General features: G+C 53.4%; 21 protein-coding genes, 4 tRNA genes, 2 pseudogenes and 1 riboswitch. Of the genes and pseudogenes, 16 read left to right on the forward strand and 11 right to left on the reverse strand.

All coding sequences use genetic code 11. The annotated features are described in order from the left end of the window. Window positions 1-68 precede the first annotated feature (68 nt). Together murB and birA are read left to right on the forward strand one after the other, a co-directional pair. Window positions 69-1,097 (forward strand): UDP-N-acetylmuramate dehydrogenase, encoded by a 1,029-nt coding sequence (murB, locus tag AAGR22_RS01345; protein WP_345831527.1) that lies wholly within the window; start codon window positions 69-71, stop codon window positions 1,095-1,097. Then, window positions 1,094-2,056, forward strand: coding sequence for a bifunctional biotin--[acetyl-CoA-carboxylase] ligase/biotin operon repressor BirA (gene birA, locus AAGR22_RS01350; protein ID WP_345829851.1), 963 nt, complete (start codon window positions 1,094-1,096; stop codon window positions 2,054-2,056). The genes murB and birA overlap by 4 nt, the downstream gene beginning before the upstream one ends. Window positions 2,057-2,082: 26 nt before the next feature. On the opposite strand, the gene coaA is transcribed toward birA, so the two are convergent. Beyond that, window positions 2,083-3,033 (reverse strand): type I pantothenate kinase, encoded by a 951-nt coding sequence (coaA, locus tag AAGR22_RS01355; RefSeq protein ID WP_345829853.1) that lies wholly within the window; start codon window positions 3,031-3,033, stop codon window positions 2,083-2,085. 709 nt (window positions 3,034-3,742) lie between these two features. Here coaA and AAGR22_RS01360 point away from each other — a divergent pair. The 14 genes from AAGR22_RS01360 to uraH all read left to right on the forward strand — a co-directional run bounded on the left by AAGR22_RS01360 (window position 3,743) and on the right by uraH (window position 18,619). Continuing rightward, a tRNA-Thr gene (locus tag AAGR22_RS01360) sits at window positions 3,743-3,818 on the forward strand. A 12-nt stretch (window positions 3,819-3,830) separates the two neighbouring features. Further along, window positions 3,831-3,915 (forward strand) — tRNA-Tyr (locus AAGR22_RS01365). Between the two features lie 120 nt (window positions 3,916-4,035). Beyond that, window positions 4,036-4,110 (forward strand) — tRNA-Gly (locus AAGR22_RS01370). A 6-nt stretch (window positions 4,111-4,116) separates the two neighbouring features. Next, window positions 4,117-4,192: transfer RNA gene (locus AAGR22_RS01375), tRNA-Thr, on the forward strand. Window positions 4,193-4,305: 113 nt separating this feature from the next. Next, entirely contained in the window at window positions 4,306-5,490 is a 1,185-nt protein-coding gene (gene tuf, locus AAGR22_RS01380) for an elongation factor Tu (RefSeq protein WP_345829854.1), read from the forward strand. 269 nt (window positions 5,491-5,759) lie between these two features. Continuing rightward, on the forward strand, window positions 5,760-6,143 hold the full coding sequence (gene secE, locus AAGR22_RS01385) for a preprotein translocase subunit SecE (RefSeq protein WP_067710300.1): 384 nt from the start codon (window positions 5,760-5,762) through the stop codon (window positions 6,141-6,143). A gap of 1 nt (window position 6,144) precedes the next feature. Further along, a complete protein-coding gene (nusG, locus tag AAGR22_RS01390; protein WP_067710302.1) occupies window positions 6,145-6,690 on the forward strand; it encodes a transcription termination/antitermination protein NusG in 546 nt (181 codons plus the stop codon). Window positions 6,691-6,882: 192 nt separating this feature from the next. Beyond that, the gene (gene rplK / locus AAGR22_RS01395) at window positions 6,883-7,311 is read left to right on the forward strand and encodes a 50S ribosomal protein L11 (protein WP_067710304.1); all 429 of its coding nucleotides are present in this window, start codon (window positions 6,883-6,885) and stop codon (window positions 7,309-7,311) included. 3 nt (window positions 7,312-7,314) lie between these two features. Next, entirely contained in the window at window positions 7,315-8,019 is a 705-nt protein-coding gene (rplA, locus tag AAGR22_RS01400; protein ID WP_067710306.1) for a 50S ribosomal protein L1, read from the forward strand. A 374-nt stretch (window positions 8,020-8,393) separates the two neighbouring features. Then, on the forward strand, window positions 8,394-8,897 hold the full coding sequence (gene rplJ, locus AAGR22_RS01405; RefSeq protein ID WP_067710307.1) for a 50S ribosomal protein L10: 504 nt from the start codon (window positions 8,394-8,396) through the stop codon (window positions 8,895-8,897). A 66-nt stretch (window positions 8,898-8,963) separates the two neighbouring features. Continuing rightward, complete coding sequence (gene rplL / locus AAGR22_RS01410) at window positions 8,964-9,329, forward strand: 50S ribosomal protein L7/L12 (protein ID WP_067710309.1); 366 nt, start codon at window positions 8,964-8,966, stop codon at window positions 9,327-9,329. Window positions 9,330-9,651: 322 nt separating this feature from the next. Next, entirely contained in the window at window positions 9,652-13,680 is a 4,029-nt protein-coding gene (gene rpoB / locus AAGR22_RS01415; RefSeq protein ID WP_067710311.1) for a DNA-directed RNA polymerase subunit beta, read from the forward strand. Between the two features lie 137 nt (window positions 13,681-13,817). Then, window positions 13,818-18,038, forward strand: coding sequence for a DNA-directed RNA polymerase subunit beta' (gene rpoC / locus AAGR22_RS01420; protein WP_067710313.1), 4,221 nt, complete (start codon window positions 13,818-13,820; stop codon window positions 18,036-18,038). Window positions 18,039-18,196: 158 nt separating this feature from the next. Continuing rightward, window positions 18,197-18,619 (forward strand): hydroxyisourate hydrolase, encoded by a 423-nt coding sequence (gene uraH, locus AAGR22_RS01425; RefSeq protein WP_067710315.1) that lies wholly within the window; start codon window positions 18,197-18,199, stop codon window positions 18,617-18,619. Between the two features lie 335 nt (window positions 18,620-18,954). Here uraH and tssD read toward each other — a convergent pair whose 3' ends face one another. The 10 genes and pseudogenes from tssD to thiC all read right to left on the reverse strand — a co-directional run. Next, window positions 18,955-19,440: a type VI secretion system tube protein TssD gene (gene tssD, locus AAGR22_RS01430; RefSeq protein ID WP_345829860.1), complete on the reverse strand. Its 486-nt coding sequence runs from the start codon at window positions 19,438-19,440 to the stop codon at window positions 18,955-18,957. A gap of 21 nt (window positions 19,441-19,461) precedes the next feature. Next, window positions 19,462-19,788: a DUF1493 family protein gene (locus AAGR22_RS01435; RefSeq protein ID WP_345829861.1), complete on the reverse strand. Its 327-nt coding sequence runs from the start codon at window positions 19,786-19,788 to the stop codon at window positions 19,462-19,464. Then, window positions 19,782-20,246: an STM2901 family protein gene (locus tag AAGR22_RS01440; RefSeq protein ID WP_345829862.1), complete on the reverse strand. Its 465-nt coding sequence runs from the start codon at window positions 20,244-20,246 to the stop codon at window positions 19,782-19,784. Before AAGR22_RS01440 ends, AAGR22_RS01435 begins: the two co-directional genes overlap by 7 nt. A gap of 73 nt (window positions 20,247-20,319) precedes the next feature. Next, window positions 20,320-20,505 (reverse strand): annotated as a pseudogene (locus AAGR22_RS01445) (helix-turn-helix domain-containing protein); the annotation flags it as partial. A gap of 5 nt (window positions 20,506-20,510) precedes the next feature. Next, the gene (gene thiH / locus AAGR22_RS01450; protein ID WP_345829863.1) at window positions 20,511-21,638 is read right to left on the reverse strand and encodes a 2-iminoacetate synthase ThiH; all 1,128 of its coding nucleotides are present in this window, start codon (window positions 21,636-21,638) and stop codon (window positions 20,511-20,513) included. Then, entirely contained in the window at window positions 21,635-22,411 is a 777-nt protein-coding gene (locus AAGR22_RS01455) for a thiazole synthase (RefSeq protein WP_067710321.1), read from the reverse strand. The genes thiH and AAGR22_RS01455 overlap by 4 nt, the downstream gene beginning before the upstream one ends. A gap of 1 nt (window position 22,412) precedes the next feature. After that, complete coding sequence (gene thiS / locus AAGR22_RS01460) at window positions 22,413-22,613, reverse strand: sulfur carrier protein ThiS (RefSeq protein WP_067710323.1); 201 nt, start codon at window positions 22,611-22,613, stop codon at window positions 22,413-22,415. Beyond that, window positions 22,597-23,358: a HesA/MoeB/ThiF family protein gene (locus AAGR22_RS01465; protein WP_345829865.1), complete on the reverse strand. Its 762-nt coding sequence runs from the start codon at window positions 23,356-23,358 to the stop codon at window positions 22,597-22,599. The genes thiS and AAGR22_RS01465 overlap by 17 nt, the downstream gene beginning before the upstream one ends. Before the next feature lie 59 nt (window positions 23,359-23,417). Next, a complete protein-coding gene (thiE, locus tag AAGR22_RS01470; RefSeq protein ID WP_067710327.1) occupies window positions 23,418-24,062 on the reverse strand; it encodes a thiamine phosphate synthase in 645 nt (214 codons plus the stop codon). Window positions 24,063-24,070: 8 nt separating this feature from the next. Beyond that, window positions 24,071-25,891: pseudogene (gene thiC, locus AAGR22_RS01475) on the reverse strand (phosphomethylpyrimidine synthase ThiC); the annotation flags it as partial. A gap of 89 nt (window positions 25,892-25,980) precedes the next feature. Beyond that, window positions 25,981-26,081: riboswitch (TPP riboswitch) on the reverse strand. Window positions 26,082-26,102: the final 21 nt, after the last annotated feature.

The following is a 26,102-nucleotide window of genomic DNA, read 5'->3' on the forward strand; positions in this document are numbered from 1 at the left end:
CTGCCAGACTTGACAGGAATCGGTTACACTCCTGGCAGATAAATACCTGGAAACACAGAATGTCAACGCTGGATAGCACCTTAAAACCCTGGAACACATTTCAACTTGAAGCGCGGGCCGCTGAGGTTAATGTGATAAGCAGTCCGCATGAGTTGCTGCATTACTGGCAAGAAAGCAGGCGTCTGAGTCAACCTCTGCTCCTGCTTGGAGAAGGGAGCAATGTACTTTTCCTTGAGGATTTTGCTGGTAGGGTGCTCGTTAATCGTATCAAAGGGATTCACATTGCTGAGGATGCGCTGGCCTGGCATCTGCATATTGGTGCAGGTGAAAACTGGCATCAGCTCGTCGTACACCTGCTGCGTTCAGGCATTCCTGGCCTTGAAAATTTGGCGATGATCCCTGGGTGTGTCGGCTCAGCCCCGATTCAAAACATCGGTGCTTACGGCGTCGAGCTGAGCCAGGTTTGTGAATACGTGGATGTACTGAATTTTTCATCCGGTAAAACTGAGCGTATTTCCGCAGCAGACTGCCTGTTTGGCTATCGGGACAGCATCTTTAAGCATCATTACCAGACGGGTTACGCGATAGTTGCCGTTGGTCTGCTGTTACCTAAAAACTGGGTTCCCGTGCTGACCTATGGCGATCTTGTTAACCTGGAGAGTACAACGGTCCAGCCCCAGCAGATTTTTGACGAGGTTTGCAGAATGCGCAGCAGTAAACTGCCAGACCCTAAAAAAACCGGGAATGCTGGAAGCTTCTTTAAGAATCCAGTCGTCACGGCTGAGATTGCCCTGGCGATTAAAAGCCACTATCCCCAGGCCCCGGCTTATTCCCTGGAAGACGGTAATTTTAAACTGGCTGCAGGCTGGCTGATTGATCGTTGTGATCTTAAAGGATATCGGGTCGGTGGCGCTGCTGTGCACAGTCAGCAGGCTTTGGTATTAATTAATGAGAATAATGCCTCAGCGAATGACGTCGTCGCGTTAGCGCGCGAGGTTCGTCAGCGCGTGGGTCAGAAATTTAATGTATGGCTTGAGCCAGAGGTACGCTTTATCGCTGCTGACGGTGAAAAAGATGCTGTCGGAGTGATTTCATGAAGGATAATACCGTACCCCTTACGCTGGTAAGCATCCTGGCCGACGGAGAATTCCACTCAGGCGAGCAACTTGGTGAGCGCCTCGGGATGAGCCGTGCAGCTATCAATAAGCATATACAGACGCTGAGAGACTGGGGGATAGACGTTTTTACCGTCACCGGTAAAGGCTATAGCCTGGCGGCTCCCGTCCAGCTTCTGGATGAAAAGATCATCATGTCTCAGCTCGATCAGGGCAGGCTGGCCGTTATCCCCGTTATTGATTCCACCAACCAGTATCTACTGGACAGGATGCCCACTCTGCAACCGGGAGATGCCTGCGTTGCCGAATATCAGCAGGCCGGAAGAGGGCGCCGTGGAAGGCAGTGGTTTTCTCCCTTCGGGTCAAACCTCTATCTCTCTATGTACTGGTGTCTGGAGCAGGGGCCCGTAGCGGCAATGGGCCTGAGCCTGGTCATCGGTATTGTCACCGCCGAAGTCTTACGCGCGCTGGGGGCAAGTGACGTAAGGGTGAAGTGGCCGAATGACCTCTACCTTAACGATCGTAAACTTGCGGGCATTCTGGTCGAGCTGACAGGTAAAACCGGAGATTCCGCCCATATCGTGATAGGTACTGGCATCAATCTTGCCATGCGAATGCCTGATACTGACGTTGTTAATCAGGGATGGATTAACCTGGAAGAAGCTGGCGTAGCCATCGATCGTAATAAACTGGCAGCCACCCTGGTAAATAAAACCAGAGAGTCACTTCAGCTCTTTGAACGAGAGGGACTGGCACCTTTTATCGATCGCTGGAGTGCGCTGGATAACTTTATCGATCGGCCGGTTAAATTATTGATTGGCGATCGGGAAATTCTGGGTATCGCCCGTGGCATTGATCAGCAGGGCGGACTGATTCTCGAGCAGGATGGCGTCAGAAAATCCTGGGTAGGCGGGGAGATCTCCTTACGGCCACAGAATTAGTAAGGTGTGGGGCGTCGCCCCACTCTTCATTTCCTTAAACTGACCAGATCGACCGCATGATTCATGCTTTTGGTCATAATCAGGCTGGCCCGCTCACGGGTAGGCAGGATATTTTCCTTGAGATTCATCAGGTTGATCTCCTCCCACAGCTGAGTGGCGATGCCCACGGCTTCTTCTTCTGAAAGTTTGGCATAGTTATGGAAATAGGAGTCGGGATCGGTAAAAGCGCCCTGACGAAACTTAAGGAAACGGTTGATATACCAGTTTCGCAGCAGATCTTCCGGTGCATCGACATAAATGGAAAAATCCACAAAGTCCGAAACAAAGACGTGATGGGGATCGTGCGGATAATCCATCCCGCTTTGTAATACATTCAGACCTTCGAGAATAAGAATATCCGGCTGCTGTACAACTTTATCCCCTTCCGGGATCACGTCATAAATCAAATGGGAATAAACAGGTGCGGTCACCTGGAAGGCGCCTGACTTCAAATCAGAAACAAAATTAACCAGGCGATGCATATCGTAAGACTGCGGAAACCCCTTTTTCTTCATCAGTCCCCGTTCTTTCAACACCTCATTAGGATGTAAAAAGCCATCGGTGGTGATCAGCTCAACGCGTCGGTGTTCAGGCCAGCGGCTCAGCAGGGCCTGTAGCACGCGAGCGGTGGTGCTTTTACCCACGGCAACGCTGCCGGCAATACTGATTATGTAAGGGATCTTCTGTCCGTTTGTCCCTAAAAACTGCTCAAGAACGGCCTGGCGACGCAGGTTAGAGCTGATATAGAAGTTCAGAAGGCGGGAAAGGGGAAGATAGATTTCCGCCACTTCCTCAAGAGACAGGTCTTCGTTTATCCCTTTTAGCCGGGCAATCTCCGCTTCGCTCAGGGTCATCGGCACTGAATCACGCAGTGCCGCCCACTGGGCGCGGTTAAATTGCAGGTAAGGTGTGGTTAGCAACGATTCTTTTTTACTCATATGCATGCTTCTGCCAGCAAGAATTTACCTGTCGTGAAGATAAAATATCCGATGAATTACGCTTGCCGCGTCTTCATGCTCACAAACCAGGGAAAATTTCAGAAAACAATGGGCAGGAGGTTAACACCCCAGGGGCACTAACCAGAAGGTAAAAATATGCCCACCCGCCGCAAACGTAACGGCACCCGCAATTTTCAAAGAAACCGCTGGCGTTTGGTGAGCGAACCTGACTTACCGCAGAGCACACATAGAGAGAGACGATAAGCGATAGCCTGTTGACTACCTATACTCATCCACGCGCTGACAGGCCGCACACTTTGTTTTCCTGCTACCTATACTCTTCTCCGCTGACAGGGCGTCTCCTTTATCTGTTCACTACATCTGTTCACTACCATGTTCATTCACTACTGCCGTATGACGATAAACCGCATCATTAGCCTCGCCTGAGACGTGACCAGTCCCATTCACCTCTTCTCAACCGAAAAGAACGAAAGTTTTCTGTACGCAGCGGAAGAACTCACCCTGCGACAGGATAATGCGTGTAATCCCGGCGCCTAAAAAAACAGCTCGGCGGTGATTCTTTGCGCGAAAAACGCCGTGACAGCACCTGATTTGCGAAGAATTGCACAAATAACAGGCATTAGAACAAATATCGCAATTTTTTTGTTGCATAGATCGGCCGGTCTTCCTAGAATGCGCGTCACTTGATGCCGGCTTAGCTCAGTTGGTAGAGCAACTGACTTGTAATCAGTAGGTCACCAGTTCGATTCCGGTAGCCGGCACCATCAAGTACCCCAGGTGGGATTCCCGAGCGGCCAAAGGGAGCAGACTGTAAATCTGCCGTCATCGACTTCGAAGGTTCGAATCCTTCTCCCACCACCATTTCAGACTGAGCACAAGCACAGTCGGAGTCATCAAGCGTAAGCGGGTTGACTAGGGTAATAAGAAGCTTTTCTTATTATTCACAAGCTACAGACAGAACAGGTAGCCGAGTTCCAGGATGCGGGCATCGTATAATGGCTATTACCTCAGCCTTCCAAGCTGATGATGCGGGTTCGATTCCCGCTGCCCGCTCCAAGCCGTGCTGATATGGCTCAGTTGGTAGAGCGCACCCTTGGTAAGGGTGAGGTCCCCAGTTCGACTCTGGGTATCAGCACCACTTCTACATCTCCCTCCCTGATTCTTCTCTGTGCGTTAAAATTCAACAGTTCAGGCAATGCCTGGTTGATGTGGTGATATCACCGATTTATCCGTGTCTTAGAGGGACAAGCGATGTCTAAAGAAAAATTTGAACGTTCCAAACCGCACGTCAACGTTGGTACTATCGGCCACGTTGACCACGGTAAAACTACCCTGACTGCAGCTATCACTACCGTTCTGGCTAAAACCTACGGCGGTTCTGCACGCGCATTCGATCAGATCGATAACGCGCCAGAAGAAAAAGCACGTGGTATCACCATCAACACCTCTCACGTTGAATATGACACCCCGACTCGCCACTACGCGCACGTTGACTGCCCGGGCCACGCCGACTATGTGAAAAACATGATCACCGGTGCTGCCCAGATGGACGGCGCGATCCTGGTTGTTGCTGCGACTGACGGCCCAATGCCTCAGACCCGTGAGCACATCCTGCTGGGTCGTCAGGTTGGCGTTCCTTTCATCATCGTGTTCATGAACAAGTGTGACATGGTTGATGACGAAGAGCTGCTGGAACTGGTTGAAATGGAAGTTCGTGAACTTCTGTCTGCCTACGACTTCCCTGGTGATGACCTGCCAATCGTTCGCGGTTCTGCACTGAAAGCACTGCAGGGCGAAGCTGAGTGGGAAGCTAAGATCATTGAGCTGGCTGAGCATCTGGATAACTACATCCCAGAGCCAGAGCGCGCAATTGATAAGCCGTTCCTGCTGCCAATCGAAGACGTATTCTCTATCTCCGGTCGTGGTACCGTTGTTACCGGTCGTGTAGAGCGCGGTATCGTTAAAGTCGGTGAAGAAGTTGAAATCGTTGGTATCAAAGATACCGTGAAATCAACCTGTACCGGCGTTGAAATGTTCCGTAAGCTGCTTGACGAAGGTCGTGCAGGCGAGAACTGTGGTATCCTGCTGCGCGGTATCAAGCGCGAAGATATCCAGCGTGGTCAGGTTCTGGCTAAGCCAGGCTCAATCAAGCCACACACCAAATTTGAGTCAGAAGTTTATATTCTGTCCAAAGATGAAGGCGGCCGTCATACTCCGTTCTTCAAAGGCTACCGTCCACAGTTCTACTTCCGTACAACTGACGTGACCGGTACCATCGAACTGCCAGAAGGCGTTGAGATGGTCATGCCTGGTGACAACATTCAGATGATTGTTACCCTGATCCACCCAATCGCAATGGATGACGGCCTGCGTTTCGCCATCCGTGAAGGTGGTCGTACCGTTGGTGCGGGTGTTGTTGCTAAAGTTATTGCCTAATCGCTGATAATATTTGACGCAACACACATGAAAAGGGCATCATTTGATGCCCTTTTTGCACGCTGTAACATAGAACCTGACTCATCAGTGATTTTCAGCCATAATCATTGCTGAGACAGGCTCTGTAGCACGGCGTTAAACCCATCAGTTTCACGTCGCGGCTTGAAAAATGAAGGGATATGCCGGGTTTCGCCTAACAGCATCATTCGGTTCGGTTGCCTCGTTTTACGGGGCAAAATAGTTTCTGATATATTGTGGCAGGTTGGTTTATGAGTGCTAATACCGAAGCTCAAGGGAGCGGACGCGGCCTGGAAGCGGTAAAATGGTTAGTGGTGGCGCTACTGCTTATCGTGGCTATCGTCGGCAACTACTATTATCGTGAGGTCATGCTGCCGCTGCGAGCGCTGGCCGTTGTTGTATTGATTGCTGTTGCTGGCGGCATCGCTTTGCTAACGGCGAAAGGCAAGTCTACGCTGGCATTTGCCCGTGAAGCGCGCACCGAAGTTCGCAAGGTCATTTGGCCGACTCGCCAGGAAACGTTGCACACCACGTTAATCGTTGCCGCGGTTACCGCCGTGATGTCACTGATTTTGTGGGGACTGGATGGTATTCTGGTCCGTCTGGTATCGTTTATCACTGGCCTGAGGTTCTGAGATGTCTGAAGCTCCAAAAAAGCGCTGGTACGTCGTTCAGGCGTTTTCCGGTTTTGAAGGCCGCGTAGCTCAATCGCTGCGCGAGCATATCAAGTTGCATAACATGGAAGAACTGTTTGGCGACGTCATGGTTCCAACCGAAGAAGTGGTTGAGATCCGCGGCGGCCAGCGTCGTAAGAGCGAACGCAAGTTCTTTCCAGGCTATGTTCTGGTACAAATGGTCATGAATGATGCAAGCTGGCACCTGGTGCGCAGCGTGCCCCGCGTGATGGGATTCATTGGTGGTACTTCCGATCGCCCGGCACCTATCAGCGATAAAGAAGTTGATGCAATCATGAACCGCCTGCAGCAGGCTGGTGATAAACCACGTCCGAAAACGCTGTTTGAGCCAGGTGAAATGGTTCGCGTCAGCGATGGTCCGTTTGCTGACTTCAACGGTGTTGTTGAAGAAGTGGATTATGAGAAAAGCCGCCTGAAAGTTTCTGTATCCATCTTTGGCCGCGCAACGCCGGTTGAGCTGGACTTTGGGCAGGTAGAAAAAGGCTGATATTCATTGTGAACACCGCTTAAACGCAGGCTCAGGCCTGGAAATTAAGTGCGTGACCGGAATATGAGTTGCGAGAGGCGCGAAATTGCCATACAATTTCGCGCCTTTTGTTTTTATGCGCTGCTGAAGCGCGTGAAATATTAATCACGGGGAGCTCCATCTGGAGCGCTTGAACCCAATAGAGGAAATATCATGGCTAAGAAAGTACAAGCCTACGTCAAGCTGCAGGTTTCAGCCGGTATGGCTAACCCAAGTCCACCGGTTGGTCCAGCACTGGGTCAGCAGGGTGTTAACATCATGGAATTCTGTAAAGCGTTTAACGCCAAAACAGATTCCCTGGAAAAGGGTCTGCCAATTCCGGTAGTTATTACCGTTTATTCTGACCGCTCTTTCACCTTCGTTACCAAAACGCCTCCAGCAGCAGTTCTGCTGAAGAAAGCGGCAGGTATCAAGTCTGGTTCCGGCAAGCCGAACAAAGACAAAGTAGGTAAAGTATCGCGTGCTCAGGTACGTGAAATCGCAGAAACCAAAGCTGCGGACATGACTGGTGCTGACCTGGAAGCGATGACTCGCTCCATCGAAGGTACTGCTCGTTCCATGGGCCTGGTAGTAGAGGATTAAGAAATGGCTAAGCTGACCAAGCGCATGCGCGTGATCCGTGACAAAGTTGATTCAACTAAACAGTATGACATCAACGAAGCTGTTGCTCTGCTGAAGGAACTGGCGACGGCTAAGTTCGTAGAAAGCGTTGACGTAGCGGTAAACTTAGGGATTGATGCCCGTAAATCCGATCAGAACGTTCGCGGTGCAACTGTACTGCCACACGGTACTGGCCGTTCCGTTCGCGTTGCCGTATTTGCTCAGGGTGCTAACGCTGAAGCTGCTAAAGCTGCGGGCGCTGAACTGGTAGGTATGGAAGATCTGGCAGACCAGATCAAAAAAGGCGAAATGAACTTCGACGTTGTTATCGCATCTCCAGATGCAATGCGCGTTGTTGGCCAGCTGGGCCAGGTTCTGGGCCCACGCGGTCTGATGCCTAACCCGAAAGTGGGTACCGTAACGCCAAACGTTGCTGAAGCTGTGAAAAACGCTAAAGCCGGTCAGGTTCGTTACCGCAACGACAAAAACGGCATCATCCATACCACCATCGGTAAGGTTGATTTCGATACTGACAAACTGAGAGAAAACCTGGAATCCCTGCTGGTTGCGCTGAAAAAAGCGAAACCTTCACAGGCGAAAGGCGTTTTCATCAAGAAGGTTAGCCTGTCCACCACTATGGGCGCAGGCGTTGCAGTTGATCAGGCTGGCCTGAACGCTGTAGCGAACTAATCTGCTTTACGTGGGCGAAAATTTCGACTAGAATCTTTCGCCCATTGTTCTGTTAATATACAGGACCTCTAATCGAGTCATTCAGGTTGCAGCAGCCAACGCAGCAGCGGCTTGAAGAACGAAGTATTAGAAAGAATTTTCGGTTGGAGCCTGGCCTTATCCAGGCCTCCGTCCAAGACCGCAGGTGTTTTAACCTCGTTAGAGGTATAAAACTTAATTTCCTGCGTAGACGGTGACAGAACCTGAAGAATATATTTATAGTCTTTGCTGGATTCTGCTCACCGTGTTTCAGCGTCTGTCTGTGGTAACACAGTTCAGGCGAAGTGAGTTCCGGGGAAATCCATCCCCGGCCAAAAATCCAGGAGCACAAGCTAATGGCCTTAAATCTTCAAGACAAACAAGCGATTGTTGCTGAAGTCAGCGAAGTAGCCAAAGGCGCGCTGTCTGCGGTAGTTGCGGATTCTCGTGGCGTTACCGTAGATAAAATGACCGAACTGCGTAAAGCAAGTCGTGAAGCTGGCGTATACATGCGTGTTGTTCGTAACACCCTGCTGCGCCGCGTCGTTGAAGGTACTCAGTTTGAGTGCCTGAAAGACACGTTAACCGGTCCAACCTTGATTGCATACTCTATGGAACATCCGGGCGCTGCTGCTCGTCTGTTCAAAGAGTTCGCGAAAGCGAATGCAAAATTCGAGGTTAAAGCTGCCGCCTTTGAAGGCGAGTTAATCAGTGCGGATCAGATCGACCGCCTGGCAACTCTGCCTACTTACGATGAAGCAATCGCACGCCTGATGGCAACCATGAAAGAAGCCGCTGCCGGCAAACTGGTTCGCACTCTGGCTGCTGTACGCGATCAGAAAGAAGAAGCTGCTGCTTAATCGCCAGCCTTTCTTTTCCGTTCATTTGCTAACGTATAAATTACTTTCTGAATTTAGGAACACGAAATGTCAATCACTAAAGACCAAATCATTGAAGGCGTTGCCGCTCTGTCTGTAATGGAAATCGTTGAACTGATCTCCGCTATGGAAGAGAAATTCGGCGTTTCAGCTGCTGCTGCTGTTGCAGGTCCTGCTGCTGCTGCTGAAGCTGTTGAAGAAAAAACCGAATTTGACGTTGTACTGAAAGCTATCGGCGCAAACAAAGTTGCCGTGATCAAAGCAGTACGTGGCGCAACCGGTCTGGGCCTGAAAGAAGCTAAAGATCTGGTTGAGTCTGCACCTGCTGCCCTGAAAGAAGGCATCAGCAAAGACGACGCAGAAGCACTGAAGAAAACTCTGGAAGAAGCTGGCGCAGAAGTTGAAGTTAAATAAGCCTGCTCTACAGACTGCAGCCTGATTTTCCGGGCTGATGGCTGGTGACTTTTTGGTCACCAGCCTTTTTGCGCTTTACAGCGTCAATGGTGTTTCACACTGTTTAACCATTGATTTGCTTAATATCTTTTTCTATCGACGCCTTAATATACTGCTTTCCCGCACGGCGCTCTGCCGGGCAATGGCAGCGAAATGATTTAAGAGTGATAGAAAGATGTATTACGGAAGGCGTCTGCCTTTCCGGCCAACAAAATAGTGTCGCATGAACTGTCCCCCCCGGACGGACAGAGAGGTTCTACTTTTCAGCGAGCTGAGGAACCCTATGGTTTACTCCTATACCGAGAAAAAACGCATTCGTAAGGATTTTGGAAAACGTCCACAAGTTCTGGACATTCCTTATCTCCTTTCCATCCAGCTTGACTCGTTCCAGAAGTTCATCGAGCAAGATCCGGAAGGTCAATATGGTCTGGAAGCCGCATTCCGTTCCGTATTCCCTATCCAAAGCTATAGCGGTAACTCTGAGCTGCAGTACGTCAGCTACCGTTTAGGCGAACCTGTATTTGATGTGAAAGAGTGTCAGATTCGTGGCGTCACGTATTCTGCACCCCTGCGCGTAAAACTGCGCCTGGTGATCTACGAGCGCGAAGCGCCGGAAGGCACCGTTAAGGACATCAAAGAACAAGAAGTTTACATGGGCGAAATTCCGCTCATGACCGATAACGGTACCTTTGTGATCAACGGTACGGAAAGGGTTATCGTTTCTCAGCTGCATCGTAGTCCTGGCGTCTTCTTTGACAGCGATAAGGGTAAAACCCACTCATCGGGTAAAGTGCTGTATAACGCACGTATCATCCCTTACCGCGGCTCATGGCTGGATTTTGAATTCGATCCAAAAGACAACCTGTTCGTCCGTATTGACCGTCGTCGTAAGCTGCCCGCAACCATCATTCTGCGCGCGCTGAACTACACAACAGAACAGATCCTCGACCTGTTCTTTGACAAAGTTGTGTTTGATATTCGCGACAACAAGCTGCAGATGGAGCTGGTTCCTGAGCGTCTGCGCGGTGAAACCGCTTCCTTCGATATCGAAGCTAACGGCACCGTGTACGTTGAGAAAGCCCGCCGCATTACTGCACGTCATATTCGTCAGCTGGAAAAAGATGGCGTTGAGCACATCGAAGTTCCGGTTGAATATATCGCGGGCAAAGTCGTTGCCAGGGATTATATCGACGAAAGCACCGGCGAACTGATTGTCGCGGCGAACATGGAGCTGTCGCTGGACCTGCTGGCCAAGCTGAGCCAGGCCGGTCACAAGCGTATTGAAACGCTGTTCACCAACGATCTGGATCACGGCGCTTACATGTCCGAAACCGTACGCGTCGACCCAACCAGCGATCGCCTGAGCGCGCTGGTTGAGATCTACCGTATGATGCGTCCTGGTGAGCCACCAACGCGTGAAGCGGCTGAAAACCTGTTCGAGAACCTGTTCTTCTCCGAAGACCGCTACGATCTGTCCGCGGTGGGTCGTATGAAGTTCAACCGTTCTCTGCTGCGTGACGAGATCGAAGGTTCCGGTATCCTGAGCAAAGACGACATCATTGAAGTGATGAAGAAGCTCATCGGTATCCGTAACGGTATTGGCGAAGTGGATGATATTGACCACCTCGGCAACCGTCGTATCCGTTCCGTTGGCGAAATGGCTGAAAACCAGTTCCGTGTTGGCCTGGTGCGCGTAGAGCGCGCGGTGAAAGAGCGTCTGTCTCTGGGCGACCTCGACACCCTGATGCCACAGGACATGATCAACGCCAAGCCGATTTCGGCTGCCGTTAAAGAGTTCTTCGGCTCCAGCCAGCTGTCACAGTTTATGGACCAGAACAACCCGCTGTCGGAGATTACGCACAAACGTCGTATCTCCGCACTGGGTCCAGGCGGTCTGACGCGTGAGCGTGCAGGCTTTGAAGTTCGAGACGTTCACCCGACTCACTACGGTCGCGTGTGCCCAATCGAAACGCCTGAAGGTCCAAACATCGGTCTGATCAACTCCCTGTCTGTTTATGCACAGACTAACGAGTACGGTTTCCTGGAAACCCCATACCGTCGCGTTATCGACGGCGTGGTGACCGACGAAATTCATTACCTCTCCGCTATTGAAGAGGGTAACTACGTTATCGCTCAGGCGAACACCAACCTCGACGACGAAGGTCACTTCGTAGACGACCTGGTGACCTGCCGTAGTAAAGGCGAATCGAGCCTGTTCAGCCGCGATCAGGTTGACTACATGGACGTTTCCACCCAGCAGGTGGTTTCCGTCGGTGCGTCACTGATCCCGTTCCTGGAGCACGATGACGCCAACCGCGCATTGATGGGTGCAAACATGCAACGTCAGGCGGTTCCTACTCTGCGTGCTGATAAGCCGCTGGTTGGTACCGGTATGGAACGCGCGGTAGCGGTAGACTCCGGTGTAACAGCCGTAGCGAAACGTGGTGGTACCGTTCAGTACGTGGATGCGTCTCGTATCGTTATCAAAGTTAACGAAGACGAAATGTACCCGGGCGAAGCGGGCATTGATATCTATAACCTGACCAAGTACACCCGTTCTAACCAGAACACCTGTATCAACCAGATGCCGTGTGTCAACCTGGGTGAACCGATTGAACGTGGTGACGTGCTGGCCGACGGTCCTTCAACGGATCTGGGCGAACTGGCACTGGGTCAGAACATGCGCGTCGCGTTCATGCCGTGGAACGGCTATAACTTCGAAGACTCCATCTTAGTCTCGGAGCGCGTGGTACAGGAAGATCGCTTCACCACCATCCACATTCAGGAACTGGCGTGTGTGTCTCGCGACACCAAGCTGGGGCCAGAAGAGATTACCGCTGATATCCCTAACGTGGGTGAAGCTGCGCTCTCCAAGCTGGATGAATCCGGTATCGTTTATATCGGTGCTGAAGTGACCGGTGGCGACATTCTGGTTGGTAAGGTTACGCCAAAAGGCGAAACCCAGCTGACACCAGAAGAGAAGCTGCTGCGTGCTATCTTCGGTGAGAAGGCATCTGACGTTAAAGATTCTTCTCTGCGTGTACCGAACGGCGTATCAGGCACCATTATCGACGTGCAGGTCTTTACCCGCGATGGCGTGGAAAAAGACAAGCGCGCGCTGGAAATCGAAGAGATGCAGCTGAAGCAGGCCAAAAAAGACCTGTCTGAAGAACTGCAGATCCTCGAAGCCGGCCTGTTTAGTCGTATCAACTACCTGCTGGTTTCCGGCGGTGTAGAGGCCGAGAAGCTGGAAAAACTGCCGCGCGAGCGCTGGTTAGAGCTTGGTCTGACCGACGAAGACAAGCAAAACCAGCTGGAGCAGCTGGCAGAACAGTACGACGAACTGAAGCGCGAGTTTGAGAAAAAACTCGACGCGAAGCGCCGCAAAATCACTCAGGGCGATGACCTGGCACCTGGCGTGCTGAAAATCGTGAAAGTGTATCTGGCCGTTAAACGTCAGATCCAGCCTGGTGACAAAATGGCAGGTCGTCACGGGAACAAAGGTGTTATCTCCAAGATCAACCCGATCGAAGATATGCCATACGATGAGAACGGTACGCCGGTCGATATCGTACTGAACCCGCTGGGCGTACCATCACGTATGAACATTGGACAGATTCTTGAAACCCATCTGGGTATGGCTGCTAAAGGTATCGGCGAGAAAATCAACGCCATGCTTAAGAAGCAGGAAGAAGTGTCTAAGCTGCGTGAATTTATTCAGCGCGCGTACGATCTGGGCACCGATGTGCGTCAGAAAGTCGATCTGAATACCTTTACCGACGACGAAGTGTTGCGTCTGGCTGAAAACCTGAAGAAGGGTATGCCAATCGCAACGCCGGTGTTTGACGGTGCGAAGGAGAGCGAGATCAAAGAGCTGCTTCAGCTCGGTGGCCTGCCTTCTTCCGGTCAGATTACCCTGTTCGATGGCCGTACCGGCGAACAGTTCGAGCGTCAGGTTACCGTTGGCTATATGTACATGCTCAAACTCAACCACTTAGTGGATGACAAAATGCATGCACGTTCTACCGGATCCTATAGCCTCGTGACTCAGCAGCCGCTGGGTGGTAAGGCGCAGTTCGGTGGACAGCGCTTCGGTGAGATGGAAGTGTGGGCACTGGAAGCATACGGTGCCGCTTATACCCTGCAGGAAATGCTGACCGTGAAGTCTGATGACGTTAATGGCCGTACCAAGATGTATAAAAACATCGTGGACGGTAACCATCAGATGGAACCGGGCATGCCGGAATCCTTCAACGTACTGTTGAAAGAGATCCGCTCGCTGGGTATTAACATCGAGCTGGAAGACGAGTAACCCCTGTCGATGGCAGGCTGTGGCCCTGGCCGCAGCCTGCAGGAAAACGGGTAAAGCACTCGAATATGTACTGGTTACAGGACGCCCGGGTCACTCCGGGCATTCCTGAGAAGTCTCACTCCGACGGGAGCTAATCCGTGAAAGACTTACTTAAGTTTCTGAAAGCGCAAACTAAGACCGAAGAGTTTGATGCGATCAAAATTGCTCTGGCCTCGCCAGACATGATCCGTTCCTGGTCTTTTGGTGAAGTTAAAAAGCCGGAAACCATAAATTACCGTACGTTCAAACCAGAACGTGACGGGCTTTTCTGTGCGCGTATTTTCGGGCCGGTAAAAGACTACGAGTGCCTGTGCGGTAAGTACAAGCGCCTGAAGCATCGCGGTGTGATCTGTGAGAAGTGTGGCGTTGAAGTTACACAGACCAAGGTACGTCGTGAGCGTATGGGTCACATTGAGCTGGCCTCTCCGACTGCGCACATCTGGTTCCTGAAATCGCTGCCTTCGCGCATCGGTTTGCTGCTGGATATGCCACTGCGTGACATCGAACGCGTGCTGTACTTCGAATCCTATGTGGTTGTTGAAGGCGGCATGACCAACCTTGAGCGTCGTCAGATCCTGACTGAAGAGCAGTATCTGGACGCGCTGGAAGAGTTCGGTGATGAATTCGACGCAAAAATGGGTGCGGAAGCGATCCAGGCCCTGTTGAAAAACATGGATCTGGAGCAGGAATGCGAACAGCTGCGTGAAGAGCTGAACGAAACCAACTCCGAAACCAAGCGTAAAAAACTGACCAAGCGCATCAAGCTGCTGGAAGCGTTCGTCCAGTCTGGCAACAAGCCAGAGTGGATGATCCTGACCGTGCTGCCTGTGCTGCCGCCGGACCTGCGTCCGCTGGTACCGCTGGACGGTGGCCGTTTCGCAACCAGCGATCTGAACGATCTCTATCGTCGCGTGATCAACCGTAACAACCGTCTGAAGCGCCTGCTGGACCTGGCTGCACCTGATATCATCGTACGTAACGAAAAACGTATGCTGCAGGAAGCGGTCGATGCCCTGCTGGATAACGGCCGTCGCGGTCGTGCTATCACCGGTTCGAACAAGCGTCCGCTGAAATCGCTGGCCGATATGATCAAAGGTAAGCAGGGTCGTTTCCGTCAGAACCTGCTGGGTAAACGCGTAGACTACTCCGGACGTTCGGTTATCACCGTTGGTCCATACCTGCGCCTGCACCAGTGTGGTCTGCCGAAGAAAATGGCACTGGAGCTGTTCAAACCCTTTATCTACGGCAAGCTGGAACTGCGTGGTCTTGCTACCACCATCAAAGCCGCCAAGAAAATGGTCGAGCGCGAAGAATCCGTCGTCTGGGATATCCTGGATGAAGTGATTCGCGAACACCCGGTCCTGCTGAACCGTGCACCAACCCTGCACCGTCTGGGCATCCAGGCGTTTGAGCCGGTACTGATCGAAGGTAAAGCTATCCAGCTGCACCCGCTGGTTTGTGCGGCCTATAACGCCGACTTCGATGGTGACCAGATGGCTGTTCACGTACCGCTGACGCTGGAAGCCCAGCTGGAAGCGCGTGCGCTGATGATGTCTACCAACAACATCCTGTCGCCAGCGAACGGTGAGCCAATCATCGTTCCTTCACAGGACGTTGTACTGGGTCTGTACTACATGACCCGCGACTGTGTTAACGCCAAAGGCGAAGGCATGGTGCTGACTGGCCCGAAAGAAGCGGAGCGTATTTACCGCGCCGGTCTGGCCTCTCTGCACGCTCGCGTTAAGGTGCGTATCACCGAGCACGAGAAAAACGAGCGGGATGAGTGGGTTGCTAAAACCAGCATCATCGATACAACCGTTGGTCGCGCCATCCTGTGGATGATCGTGCCTAAAGGTCTGCCTTTCTCCATCGTCAACCAGGCGCTGGGCAAGAAAGCTATCTCTAAGATGCTGAACACCTGTTACCGCATCCTGGGCCTGAAGCCGACCGTTATCTTTGCTGACCAGACCATGTACACCGGTTTTGCCTATGCAGCCCGCTCCGGCGCGTCTGTTGGTATCGACGACATGGTTATCCCAGAGAAGAAAGCGGAAATCATCACCGAAGCGGAAGCGGAAGTGGCTGAGATCCAGGAACAGTTCCAGTCTGGTCTGGTAACAGCGGGCGAACGCTATAACAAAGTGATCGATATCTGGGCTGCGGCCAACGAACGCGTTGCTAAAGCGATGATGGAAAACCTCTCTACCGAGCTGGTCATTAACCGTGACGGTGAAGAAGAGCGTCAGGTTTCCTTCAACAGCATCTTTATGATGGCTGACTCCGGTGCGCGTGGTTCTGCTGCTCAGATTCGTCAGCTGGCGGGTATGCGTGGTCTGATGGCGAAGCCAGATGGCTCTATCATCGAGACGCCAATTACCGCGAACTTCCGTGAAGGTCTGAACGTACTCCAGTACTTCATCTCCACGCACGGTGCGCGTAAAGGTCTTGCGGATACCGCACTGAAAACCGCGAACTCCGGTTACCTGACCCGTCGTCTGGTTGACGTGGCGCAGGATCTGGTGGTAACCGAAGATGACTGTGGTACCCATGAAGGTATCATGATGACTCCGGTTATCGAGGGTGGTGATGTTAAAGAACCTCTGCGCGAGCGCGTACTGGGCCGTGTAACGGCTGAAGACGTCATCAAGCCGGGCACCGCCGACATTCTGCTGCCACGCAACACCCTGCTGCACGAACAGCAGTGTGACCTGTTGGAAGAGCACAGTGTCGACAGCCTGAAAGTTCGCTCCGTTGTAAGTTGTGAAACTGACTTCGGCGTGTGCGCCCACTGTTATGGACGCGATCTGGCGCGTGGTCACATCATCAACAAAGGTGAGGCCATCGGCGTTATCGCAGCACAGTCCATCGGTGAGCCGGGTACTCAGCTGACCATGCGTACGTTCCACATCGGTGGTGCGGCATCGCGTGCGGCAGCCGAATCCAGCATTCAGGTGAAGAACAAGGGTACGCTGAAGCTGATCAACGCTAAGTCGGTTACCAACTCAGCCGGCAAGCTGGTCGTTACCTCGCGTAACACCGAGCTGAAGATGATCGACGAATTTGGTCGTACCAAAGAGAGCTATAAAGTTCCTTACGGTTCAACCATGGCGAAAGGTGACGGCGAGCAGGTTGCAGCGGGCGAGACCGTAGCAAACTGGGATCCGCACACCATGCCGGTTATCACCGAAGTGAGCGGTTTCATTCGCTTCACCGATATGATCGACGGCCAGACCATTACCCGCCAGACTGATGACCTGACCGGTCTGTCATCTCTGGTAATCCTCGACAGTGCTGAACGTACTGCGGGTGGTAAAGATCTGCGTCCTGCGCTGAAGATCGTTGATGGTAACGGCAACGATGTGATGATCCCAGGTAGCGACATGCCTGCTCAGTACTTCCTGCCGGGCAAAGCGATTGTTCAGCTGGAAGATGGCATCAAAATCAGCTCGGGTGATACCCTGGCCCGTGTTCCACAGGAATCCGGCGGTACCAAGGATATTACCGGTGGTCTGCCGCGCGTTGCGGATCTGTTCGAAGCCCGCCGTCCGAAAGAGCCGGCAATCCTGGCTGAGATCAGCGGTATCATCTCCTTCGGTAAAGAGACCAAAGGCAAGCGTCGTCTGGTGATCACACCAATTGATGGCAGCGAGCACTACGAAGAGATGATTCCGAAATGGCGTCAGCTGAACGTGTTCGAAGGTGAGCGCGTTGAACGTGGTGATGTGGTTTCCGATGGTCCAGAGTCTCCACATGACATTCTGCGTCTGCGTGGCGTACATGCGGTGACCCGTTATATCACTAACGAAGTGCAGGAAGTTTACCGCCTGCAGGGCGTTAAGATTAACGATAAGCACATCGAAGTCATCGTGCGTCAGATGCTGCGTAAAGCAACGATTGCCAGCGCGGGCGGTACTGACTTCCTCGACGGCGAGCAGGTTGAATTCTCACGCGTTAAAATTTCTAACCGTGAGCTGGAAGCCAACGGCAAAATCGCAGCAACCTTTGCGCGCGATCTGCTGGGTATCACCAAAGCGTCCCTGGCGACAGAGTCCTTTATCTCTGCTGCCTCGTTCCAGGAAACGACGCGCGTACTGACCGAAGCAGCCGTAGCGGGTAAACGCGACGAACTGCGCGGCCTGAAAGAGAACGTAATCGTGGGTCGTCTGATCCCAGCCGGTACCGGTTACGCTTATCATCAGGATCGTATGCGCCGTAAAGCAGCGGGCGAAACGCCTGTTGTTCCTCAGGTGACCGCAGATGAAGCGTCTGCCAGCCTGGCAGAACTGCTGAACGCAGGCCTTGGCGGTAAAAACGACTAATCGTTTCTATCGTTGATGAATAAAAACCGCTCTTCGGAGCGGTTTTTTTATGCCTGCGATTCAGGTCGTGCGGAGTATTTTACAAATTGTGCGCCGCGGCATGTGATAGCTAGCGTTGTTGCTATATTTAGCTAGCAATCATTTAATGGAGATAAACGATGAAATTTACCCGTCATGCACTGCTGCCCGCTCTGATCCTTACCTCACTTTCCGCAGGCGCAGCCGATACCACGACGACACCCAATCCTCTCAGCGTGCATGTGCTGAACCTGCAAACCGGTGTGCCAACGGCGGGCGTCAAGGTTGAGCTTGAACAACAGCAAAAGACAGGCTGGGTAAAGCTCGCTTCGGGGACCACAGACAGTCATGGTCGCATTGCCGCGCTCTATCCGGCAGGGGAAGCAATGCCAGCCGGAGATTACAAAGTGGTGTTCAAAACTGGGGAATATTATAAAGGTATCGGGCAACCGACTTTTTTCCCGGAGATACCGGTGGTGTTTCACGCAGAGAAAAGCGGTGACCACTACCATATTCCGCTCCTGCTCAGCCAGTATGGTTATTCCACCTACCGGGGTAACTAAGCCGCTGCGTATTATATCGCTGTGAAGTCGCCAGGTGATGGCATATGACTGGCGTCGTACGATGAGGGCAGGGCCAGCGAGGGGAAAACGAACTGGCCCTGGTCAGCATTCTCGCCAACCCGGACAGTTTAGCGTCGCCACCGGCTGTGACCAGCGGTAGTACGGCTGCTTGCGAAGCCGCTCCAGAAAGTATTTACGGCGTTGCGTGCGGCCTCGATGGTTAGGGTTTTGTGCACATTCCCCCGAAAAGTGCCATTTTATGTAAAAAACATTTTTTATCATGTGGTTAAACATTAAAACGGACTAAACCAAAAAAAGCCCCAGATGGCTTATTTCTACGCGGTGGGGCGCTCATTCCATGCGTCATGCGCGAGCAAATTGCCGTCTTTATACAGGTGAGTGATTTTCTCGTAATTCAGGGCAACTTCTTCCATGTGACCTGTGCCCGGACAGCCCCGCGTGTCATACATTACCGGACTGACTGAAATCACTTTCACTTTTTCCAGCGTGATCCGGTAATACTCCACTTCCTGTCCGGCATCATTGATGTGATAGAAGCGAAATTCAGCAGATTTTAGCGTCTGGCCTGTCGCCGCAGCTTTAAACAGATACGGAGATGAACTATCAAGTTCTTTGGTGAACTGGAAAGGCGAATGCTGACGAGTCCCCGTAACTTTCCCTGTCATAGGGTCTGTGGGGATCGTTAAGCTGTGGTTTAATCCTTTAAGCTCCACGCTCCCTTCACGGTCCTGGACATCAGAAGAACCACGGATCACTGCGCCACCGTCATCGGTCAAAAATAAGTGAACAGGTACAGCCATTTAAAAGCTCCTTGCTTGTGTTTAGTCAAATAACCAGCGCCCGGCTTTTGCTGATTCGATCAGCATACTGATAGTGAAATCAGGTACAGGTATAGGAGGGGATTTTTTGAAGGGATTCCATGAGAAAGGTTCGGCAGGATAGTAAGTTTCAATCTTGAAATTACCCCGTCCAACATTGAATTTTTCGAAAAAGTCATTCATCAGATCTTCAACTTCGAGCTCATCAATACTTAGATCAGTATCCAGGTCAGTTTCAGGCGTTAACTCCACCTTCTTTAAGTTAAACAGATATGTGCCAGCATAAGGCCGCACAAGCTCATAAACTCTCTGTTCGATACTGTCTACCATAACTTATCGTTGCCTCGTGCTATGGTGTTGTAGTCGCGTATGGTGCGGTAGGTAATTTGTGTTACATCAGAGGCAAGGATAATCACGCCGATCAAGGGAATCGAGCGGCCAACAAACGGCGCAATGTTGTGAACCATGACACGACGGGCCGTCCACGGTGTGTAACCACCAAGCCAGGTAGGTAATGAGATACCAAAAGGGAATTTTGTTTTCCCAAATACCGCTCTTGCTCCTTTGGAAGCGTAAGACGTACCTTTGGTAGCATTGGCTAACTTACCTCTTGTGCCTAAGTTGTTTCTCCCTGAGACAATGGCGACAACAGCACCAAAATCAGCTACGCCGATACCGAATTGACTTGCTGTATTCTCACAAAAAATCATAAATAGAAGTTCAGCTGCGGTTAGATTTGATTTTCCCGCATAGAAGTATGTTCCGTTTAATTCCTCTACTGTATCCATTGATTTCCCTATTTTTTTGATCTTATGTTTCGCCAATAATAACGTCACGTGCGTTATTGGGGCAAGGCCATCGTCAGGCGCTATTATTAACCAGGGTTCTGGCTTCTTCGATAATTTTATAGACCGTGGAGCGGGTAATATTGAGCTTACTGGCAATTTCCGTTGCGCCGGTACCTTCTTGATATAGTCTCAACACACGTCCTCTGTCTACCGTTCGTCTGCGACCAAACCGGATACCTTTCAGTTTTGCTTCCTGCCTGCATGTTATTGCGAAACACGTCCTAAATAACTATCCCAGTCCTTCCACACCGGTTGTAATCCGGCCTTCATCAGCGCATTCGCAACCTCTTGCGGATGGCGGTTATCGTGCGGAGAAAATTGCTCCAGTTCGGTTTGCTGTTCAGCGTAGCCCCCGGGCTGGGTTTTTGAAAAGGCGCTGATCGTATTGATCGCCAGCGGCACCACCCGATCGCGGAACTGGGGCGATTCGCGTGTGGAAAGTGACTGTTCCACTTCGGGCGCGAACAGCCGAAAAGCGCAAATTGCCTGCACCAGCTGCGCTTCGTTCATCAGTGAGGCTGGCTGAATGCCGCCCGCGCAGGGACGCAGGCGGGGAAACGCCACCGAATAGCGGCTCTGCCAGTAGTTTTTTTGCAGCCACAGCAGATGTTCCCCCATCATAAAACAGTCAGTGCGCCAGCTGTCTGACAGGCCAATCAGCGCACCCAGGCCAATCTTATCGATACCGGCGCGTCCCAGACGATCGGGCGTTTCCAGTCGGAAGAAAAAGTCCTGCTTATTGCCCTTCAGGTGGTGCTGGCTATAGACCGCTGAGTGATAGGTCTCCTGATACACCAGCACCCCATCCAGCCCCAGCGTTTTTAACTCGGCGTACTCCTCTTCTGCAAGGGGCTGCACCTCCATCATCAGTGAACTGAAGCACGCGCGGATGGCGGGAAGATGCTGACGAAAATAGTCCATCCCGACCTTTGTCTGATGCTCGCCGGTAACCAGCAGCAGCTGATCGAAGCCCATTGCGCGGATGGCCGCGCACTCCCGCTTAATCTCCTCTGCATTCAGCGTTTTACGCCTGATGCGATTACTCATTGAGAAGCCGCAATAGGTGCAGTCATTGGCGCACAGGTTGGACAGGTATAGCGGCACGAACAGATTGACGGCGTGACCGAAGCGCTGCCGGGTTAGCTGCCGGGCCTTCTGCGCCATGGGTTCCAGCCAGGCTTCCGCCGCGGGGGAGAGCAGCGCCATCAGATCCTCAGGGCCTGGTCTCGATGCGTTCAGCGCCCGCTCCACGTCGGCGGCCGTTTTGCTGTGGATCCGCAGGCTTATATCATCCCACTCCAGCGTTTCCCATCGGGAGATAAAGCTTTTCACTGGGCTTCTCCCTTTGTCAGAAAGGCCGTTAACGGGCTGGTGGGCTGCGCCTGCTGATGTCGGCTACCCAATCCGCTGCGCCGCGCCAGCGCGCCTGCTTCTACGGCCAGCCTGAATGCGCGCGCCATCTGTATCGGATCCTGAGCCGACGCCATCGCCGTATTCACTAACACCGCATCTGCGCCCATCTCCAGCGCCTCGCTGGCGTGGCTGGGTGCGCCGATACCGGCATCCACGATCACCGGCACGCTTGCCTGTTCGATAATCAGCGTCAGGAAATCGCGTGTCTTAAGCCCCTGATTGCTACCAATCGGCGCACCGAGCGGCATGATTGCCGCACAGCCCACCTCTTCCAGCCGCCGGCACAGGACCGGATCGGCATGGCAGTAGGGCAGAACGGTAAACCCCTCTTTCACCAGCGCTTCGGCGGCCTTAAGCGTTTCAATAGGATCTGGCAGCAGATAGCGCACGTCGGGATGGATCTCCAGCTTGAGCCAGTGGGTTCCCAGCGCTTCGCGTGCGAGCCGGGCGGCAAAAATAGCTTCTTCTGCGGTTTTAGCACCGGACGTGTTTGGCAGCAGCTGGACGCCGAGCGCCTGCAGGGGCTTAAGTATGCCGTCATCCCCGCCGCGCAAATCCACGCGCTTCATCGCCAGGGTAACCAGCTCCGCACCGGATTCACGCAGTGAATTCAGCATTACCGTCGGGCTGGAAAATTTACCCGTTCCGGCCAGCAGGCGTGACGTAAACGTTTTATCCGCAATAGTAAACATATCAACCTCCGGCAATGGCCTGGAAAATCACCAGCTCATCGCCCTCCTGCAAATGAAAAGATGCCCAGCGGTCGCGAGGGATAATCTGCTGATTAACCGCCAGCGCCGTACCCGGCTGATGGCGGGAAAGCTGTTCGAGCAGTTCAACCAGCGTGGGCGAACCGTTCAGGGTCATGCTGCTGTCATTAATGGTGATGTTCATCGCGGCCTCCACATACCGGGCACGCAGCGCTACGTTCGAGAGTCAGCGTGCGCCAGGTCTGCTGTCGGCCATCGAAAAGCCGCAGCTTCCCCGCCAGCGAGGAACCCTGACCGGCGAGCATCTTTAGAGCTTCCAGCGCCTGAAGCGTACCCATCACGCCGACCACCGGGCCCAGCACGCCTGACGTACGGCAGTTGCGCTGTGGCTCCGTCTCATCGGGCCACAGGCAGCGATAGCAGCCATGACTGAAGGGCGGGGTTAACACCAGCAGCTGACCGCCGAATCCCACGGCGCTGGCGCTGATCAGCGGTTTGCTGCGCTGTATGCAGGCGGTGTTAATCGCCTGACGGGTTTGCATATTGTCGCTGCAATCCAGCACCAGATCGGCCATCGCCACCGCCTCCTGCAAGTTACTGTCATCCATACGCTTCTCCAGTACGATAAATCCCACCTGAGGGTTCAGTGCCTGGAGCTGCGCTTTCGCGACCTGCGCTTTTGACAGGCCCGTCTCGCGGCTGCGAAACAGGATCTGGCGCTGCAAATTGCTGATATGCACCTTGTCGTCATCGGCCAGCAGCAGTGTCCCAACCCCGGCAGCAGCAAGATAGAGCGCCGCAGGCGATCCCAGGCCGCCCAGGCCGATAATCAGGACGCTGGCGGCCTGAAGTTTGCGCTGCCCTTCAGGACCGAACTCCTCCAGCAGCAGCTGGCGGCTGTAACGCATAAAATCACCGTCACTGAACATGCTGTGCGCCTCCCGACCCGGCCAGGCGCTGATGGCTGACAGGTACTAAACGCGGGTTGCTATACATGCTCTGTACCCCCCGGTCCCGCCAGCTGCAATAGCTGCGCGGTGGCTTCCTGCCAGCTGTCGGCCTGCGTAATGGCGCTGACTACGGCGATACTCCCCACGCCGGTTGCCAGCACGGCAGGCGCGCGGCTGAGGCTGATACCGCCAATGGCCACCGTTGATACGCCCTGCAGGCGCGAAAGATGACGCTTAAGCTCTTCTATGCCCTGCGGGGAGGAGGGCATCTGTTTAGTGAGGGTCGGAAAAACATGGCCGAGGGCGATATAAGATGGCTGCTCCTTCAGGGCACGATCCAGTTCGGCGTCATCGTGCGTCGAAAGCCCCAGGCGTAGTCCGGCACGATGAATGGCATCCAGGTCGGCGACGTCCAGATCTTCCTGACCCAGATGTACGCCATAGGCCTGATACCCGATCGCCGTCTGCCAGTAATCGTTGATAAACAAACGCGCCCGGTAGCGCCTGCCCAGGGCGATGGCAGCGGCAATCTCATCTTCCACCGCCGCTTCCGGCCGATCTTTAATCCGCAGCTGGATGGTGCGTACGCCCGCATCCAGCAGGCGCTCAATCCAGGCGACCGTTTCAACGACCGGGTAGAGACCCAGCCGGGCTTCGGTTAAGGGAAACGGACCACGGCTCATACTTTATCCTCCTGCTTCGCCGCGTAATCACGCACTTCCTGGGAAATTTTCATGGAGCAGAATTTAGGTCCGCACATTGAACAGAAATGGGCAACCTTGCCGGAATCCTGCGGCAGCGTCTCGTCGTGATAGCTGCGGGCGGTATGGGGATCGAGCGCGAGATTGAACTGATCTTCCCAGCGGAACTCGAAGCGCGCTTTCGACATGGCGTTATCGCGGATCTGCGCGCCGGGATGTCCTTTAGCCAGATCGGCGGCGTGGGCCGCTATCTTGTAGGTCATCAGTCCCTGCTTCACATCTTCTTTATTCGGCAGGCCAAGGTGCTCTTTGGGCGTGACGTAGCACAGCATCGCGCAGCCGAACCAGCCAATCATGGCCGCGCCAATACCCGAGGTAATGTGATCGTAGCCCGGCGCGATATCCGTGGTCAGAGGGCCAAGGGTATAAAACGGCGCCTCGTGGCAGTGTTCCAGCTGCTCGGTCATATTGTGACGGATCATCTGCATCGGCACATGTCCCGGGCCTTCGATCATCACCTGCACGTCGTACTCCCAGGCAATCTTCGTCAGCTCGCCCAGCGTGCGCAGCTCGGCAAACTGCGCCTCGTCATTGGCATCCTGAATTGAGCCAGGACGCAGCCCATCGCCCAGCGAGAGTGACACGTCATAGGCCGCGCAGAGTTCACATATCTCGCGGAAGTGCTGATAAAGAAAGCTCTCCTTATGATGCGACAGACACCATTTCGCCATAATCGAACCGCCGCGCGACACGATGCCCGTCAGGCGTTTCGCCGTCATGGGCACATAGCGCAGCAGGACGCCTGCGTGGATCGTGAAGTAGTCCACGCCCTGTTCCGCCTGTTCCAGCAGGGTGTCGCGGAAAATCTCCCAGTTCAACGCTTCCGCCACGCCGTTGACCTTCTCCAGCGCCTGATAGATGGGCACGGTGCCGATGGGTACCGGGCTGTTACGCAGGATCCACTCGCGCGTTTCGTGAATATTACGACCGGTGGAGAGATCCATGACCGTGTCGGCTCCCCAGCGCGCTGACCAGACCAGCTTCTCGACCTCTTCCTCAATGGAGGAGCTGACCGCTGAGTTGCCGATATTGGCGTTAATTTTGACCAGGAAATTGCGGCCGATAATCATTGGCTCGGATTCAGGATGATTGATGTTGGCAGGAATGATGGCGCGCCCGGCGGCGACCTCCTGCCGCACAAATTCCGGCGTGATGTCCTGCGGCAGATGCGCACCGAAGCTGTTGCCCGGATGCTGCTGGCGAAGCACCTCACCGCGAATGCGCTCGCGACCCATATTCTCTCGCAGCGCAATAAACTCCATCTCCGGCGTGATCCTGCCCTGTCGGGCATAGTGCAGCTGGGTGACGCAGTGGCCGGGCATCGCCCGTCGGGGGAGGGGACGGTGTTCGAAGCGCAGGTGATCCAGCCCTTCATCGGCGAGACGCTGCTGCGTGTAGGCTGAGCTGAGCGTCTCAATCGTTTGCGTGTCGGCGCGTTCACCAATCCAGCCCTCGCGTAACCGGGGCAGGCCCGCATGAACATCAATGCTGGCCTCTGGATCGCCATAGGGGCCGGCAGTGTCATAAACCGGCACGGGCTCATTATCTTCATATCGGGGGGCGTCTTTGCTGCCGCCGACTCGGGTTTGACTGAGCTGGATTTCACGCAGGGGAACGCGAATATCGGGACGTGATCCCTCAAGCCAGATGCGCGTTGAGTGAGGAAAGGCGGTGCCCTGGAGGGAGTCGATAAACTGTTGAGCCTGCGCGCGCTGTTCGCGGCGGGTGGTTTTCTTTTCAAGGTCAGACATAGCATGTTCCTGATAAATCGGGAAAAGATGCTTGTCCGGAGTTCGGAGGAGTAAGCGCAAAGTGTGGGTAAACAGCAGCACACCCTGACTGAAAAGTTACTCTTGTTCCCTACGCAGGTATTAACCTGGTCAGGTTCCGCGGATCCCGAATTAACGGTCTCAGCCCCTAAGGGCACTCCGACAAGAAGAATTCTGGTCTCCCGGAGGGAGA

This window comes from Erwinia sp. HDF1-3R (assembly GCF_039621855.1).
Lineage (GTDB): Bacteria > Pseudomonadota > Gammaproteobacteria > Enterobacterales > Enterobacteriaceae > Erwinia.

Coding starts and splice junctions, on each gene's coding strand:
- thiS (WP_067710323.1), bottom strand. CDS start 22,613: ATGAACATCACCATTAATGACAGCAGCATGACCCTGAACGGTTCGCCC.
- uraH (WP_067710315.1), top strand. CDS start 18,197: ATGAAATTTACCCGTCATGCACTGCTGCCCGCTCTGATCCTTACCTCA.
- tuf (WP_345829854.1), top strand. CDS start 4,306: ATGTCTAAAGAAAAATTTGAACGTTCCAAACCGCACGTCAACGTTGGT.
- AAGR22_RS01465 (WP_345829865.1), bottom strand. CDS start 23,358: ATGTTCAGTGACGGTGATTTTATGCGTTACAGCCGCCAGCTGCTGCTG.
- tssD (WP_345829860.1), bottom strand. CDS start 19,440: ATGGCTGTACCTGTTCACTTATTTTTGACCGATGACGGTGGCGCAGTG.
- AAGR22_RS01435 (WP_345829861.1), bottom strand. CDS start 19,788: ATGGTAGACAGTATCGAACAGAGAGTTTATGAGCTTGTGCGGCCTTAT.
- rplJ (WP_067710307.1), top strand. CDS start 8,394: ATGGCCTTAAATCTTCAAGACAAACAAGCGATTGTTGCTGAAGTCAGC.
- coaA (WP_345829853.1), bottom strand. CDS start 3,033: ATGAGTAAAAAAGAATCGTTGCTAACCACACCTTACCTGCAATTTAAC.
- rplA (WP_067710306.1), top strand. CDS start 7,315: ATGGCTAAGCTGACCAAGCGCATGCGCGTGATCCGTGACAAAGTTGAT.
- nusG (WP_067710302.1), top strand. CDS start 6,145: ATGTCTGAAGCTCCAAAAAAGCGCTGGTACGTCGTTCAGGCGTTTTCC.
- thiE (WP_067710327.1), bottom strand. CDS start 24,062: ATGAGCCGTGGTCCGTTTCCCTTAACCGAAGCCCGGCTGGGTCTCTAC.
- rplL (WP_067710309.1), top strand. CDS start 8,964: ATGTCAATCACTAAAGACCAAATCATTGAAGGCGTTGCCGCTCTGTCT.
- birA (WP_345829851.1), top strand. CDS start 1,094: ATGAAGGATAATACCGTACCCCTTACGCTGGTAAGCATCCTGGCCGAC.
- rpoB (WP_067710311.1), top strand. CDS start 9,652: ATGGTTTACTCCTATACCGAGAAAAAACGCATTCGTAAGGATTTTGGA.
- secE (WP_067710300.1), top strand. CDS start 5,760: ATGAGTGCTAATACCGAAGCTCAAGGGAGCGGACGCGGCCTGGAAGCG.
- AAGR22_RS01440 (WP_345829862.1), bottom strand. CDS start 20,246: ATGGATACAGTAGAGGAATTAAACGGAACATACTTCTATGCGGGAAAA.
- AAGR22_RS01455 (WP_067710321.1), bottom strand. CDS start 22,411: ATGTTTACTATTGCGGATAAAACGTTTACGTCACGCCTGCTGGCCGGA.
- rplK (WP_067710304.1), top strand. CDS start 6,883: ATGGCTAAGAAAGTACAAGCCTACGTCAAGCTGCAGGTTTCAGCCGGT.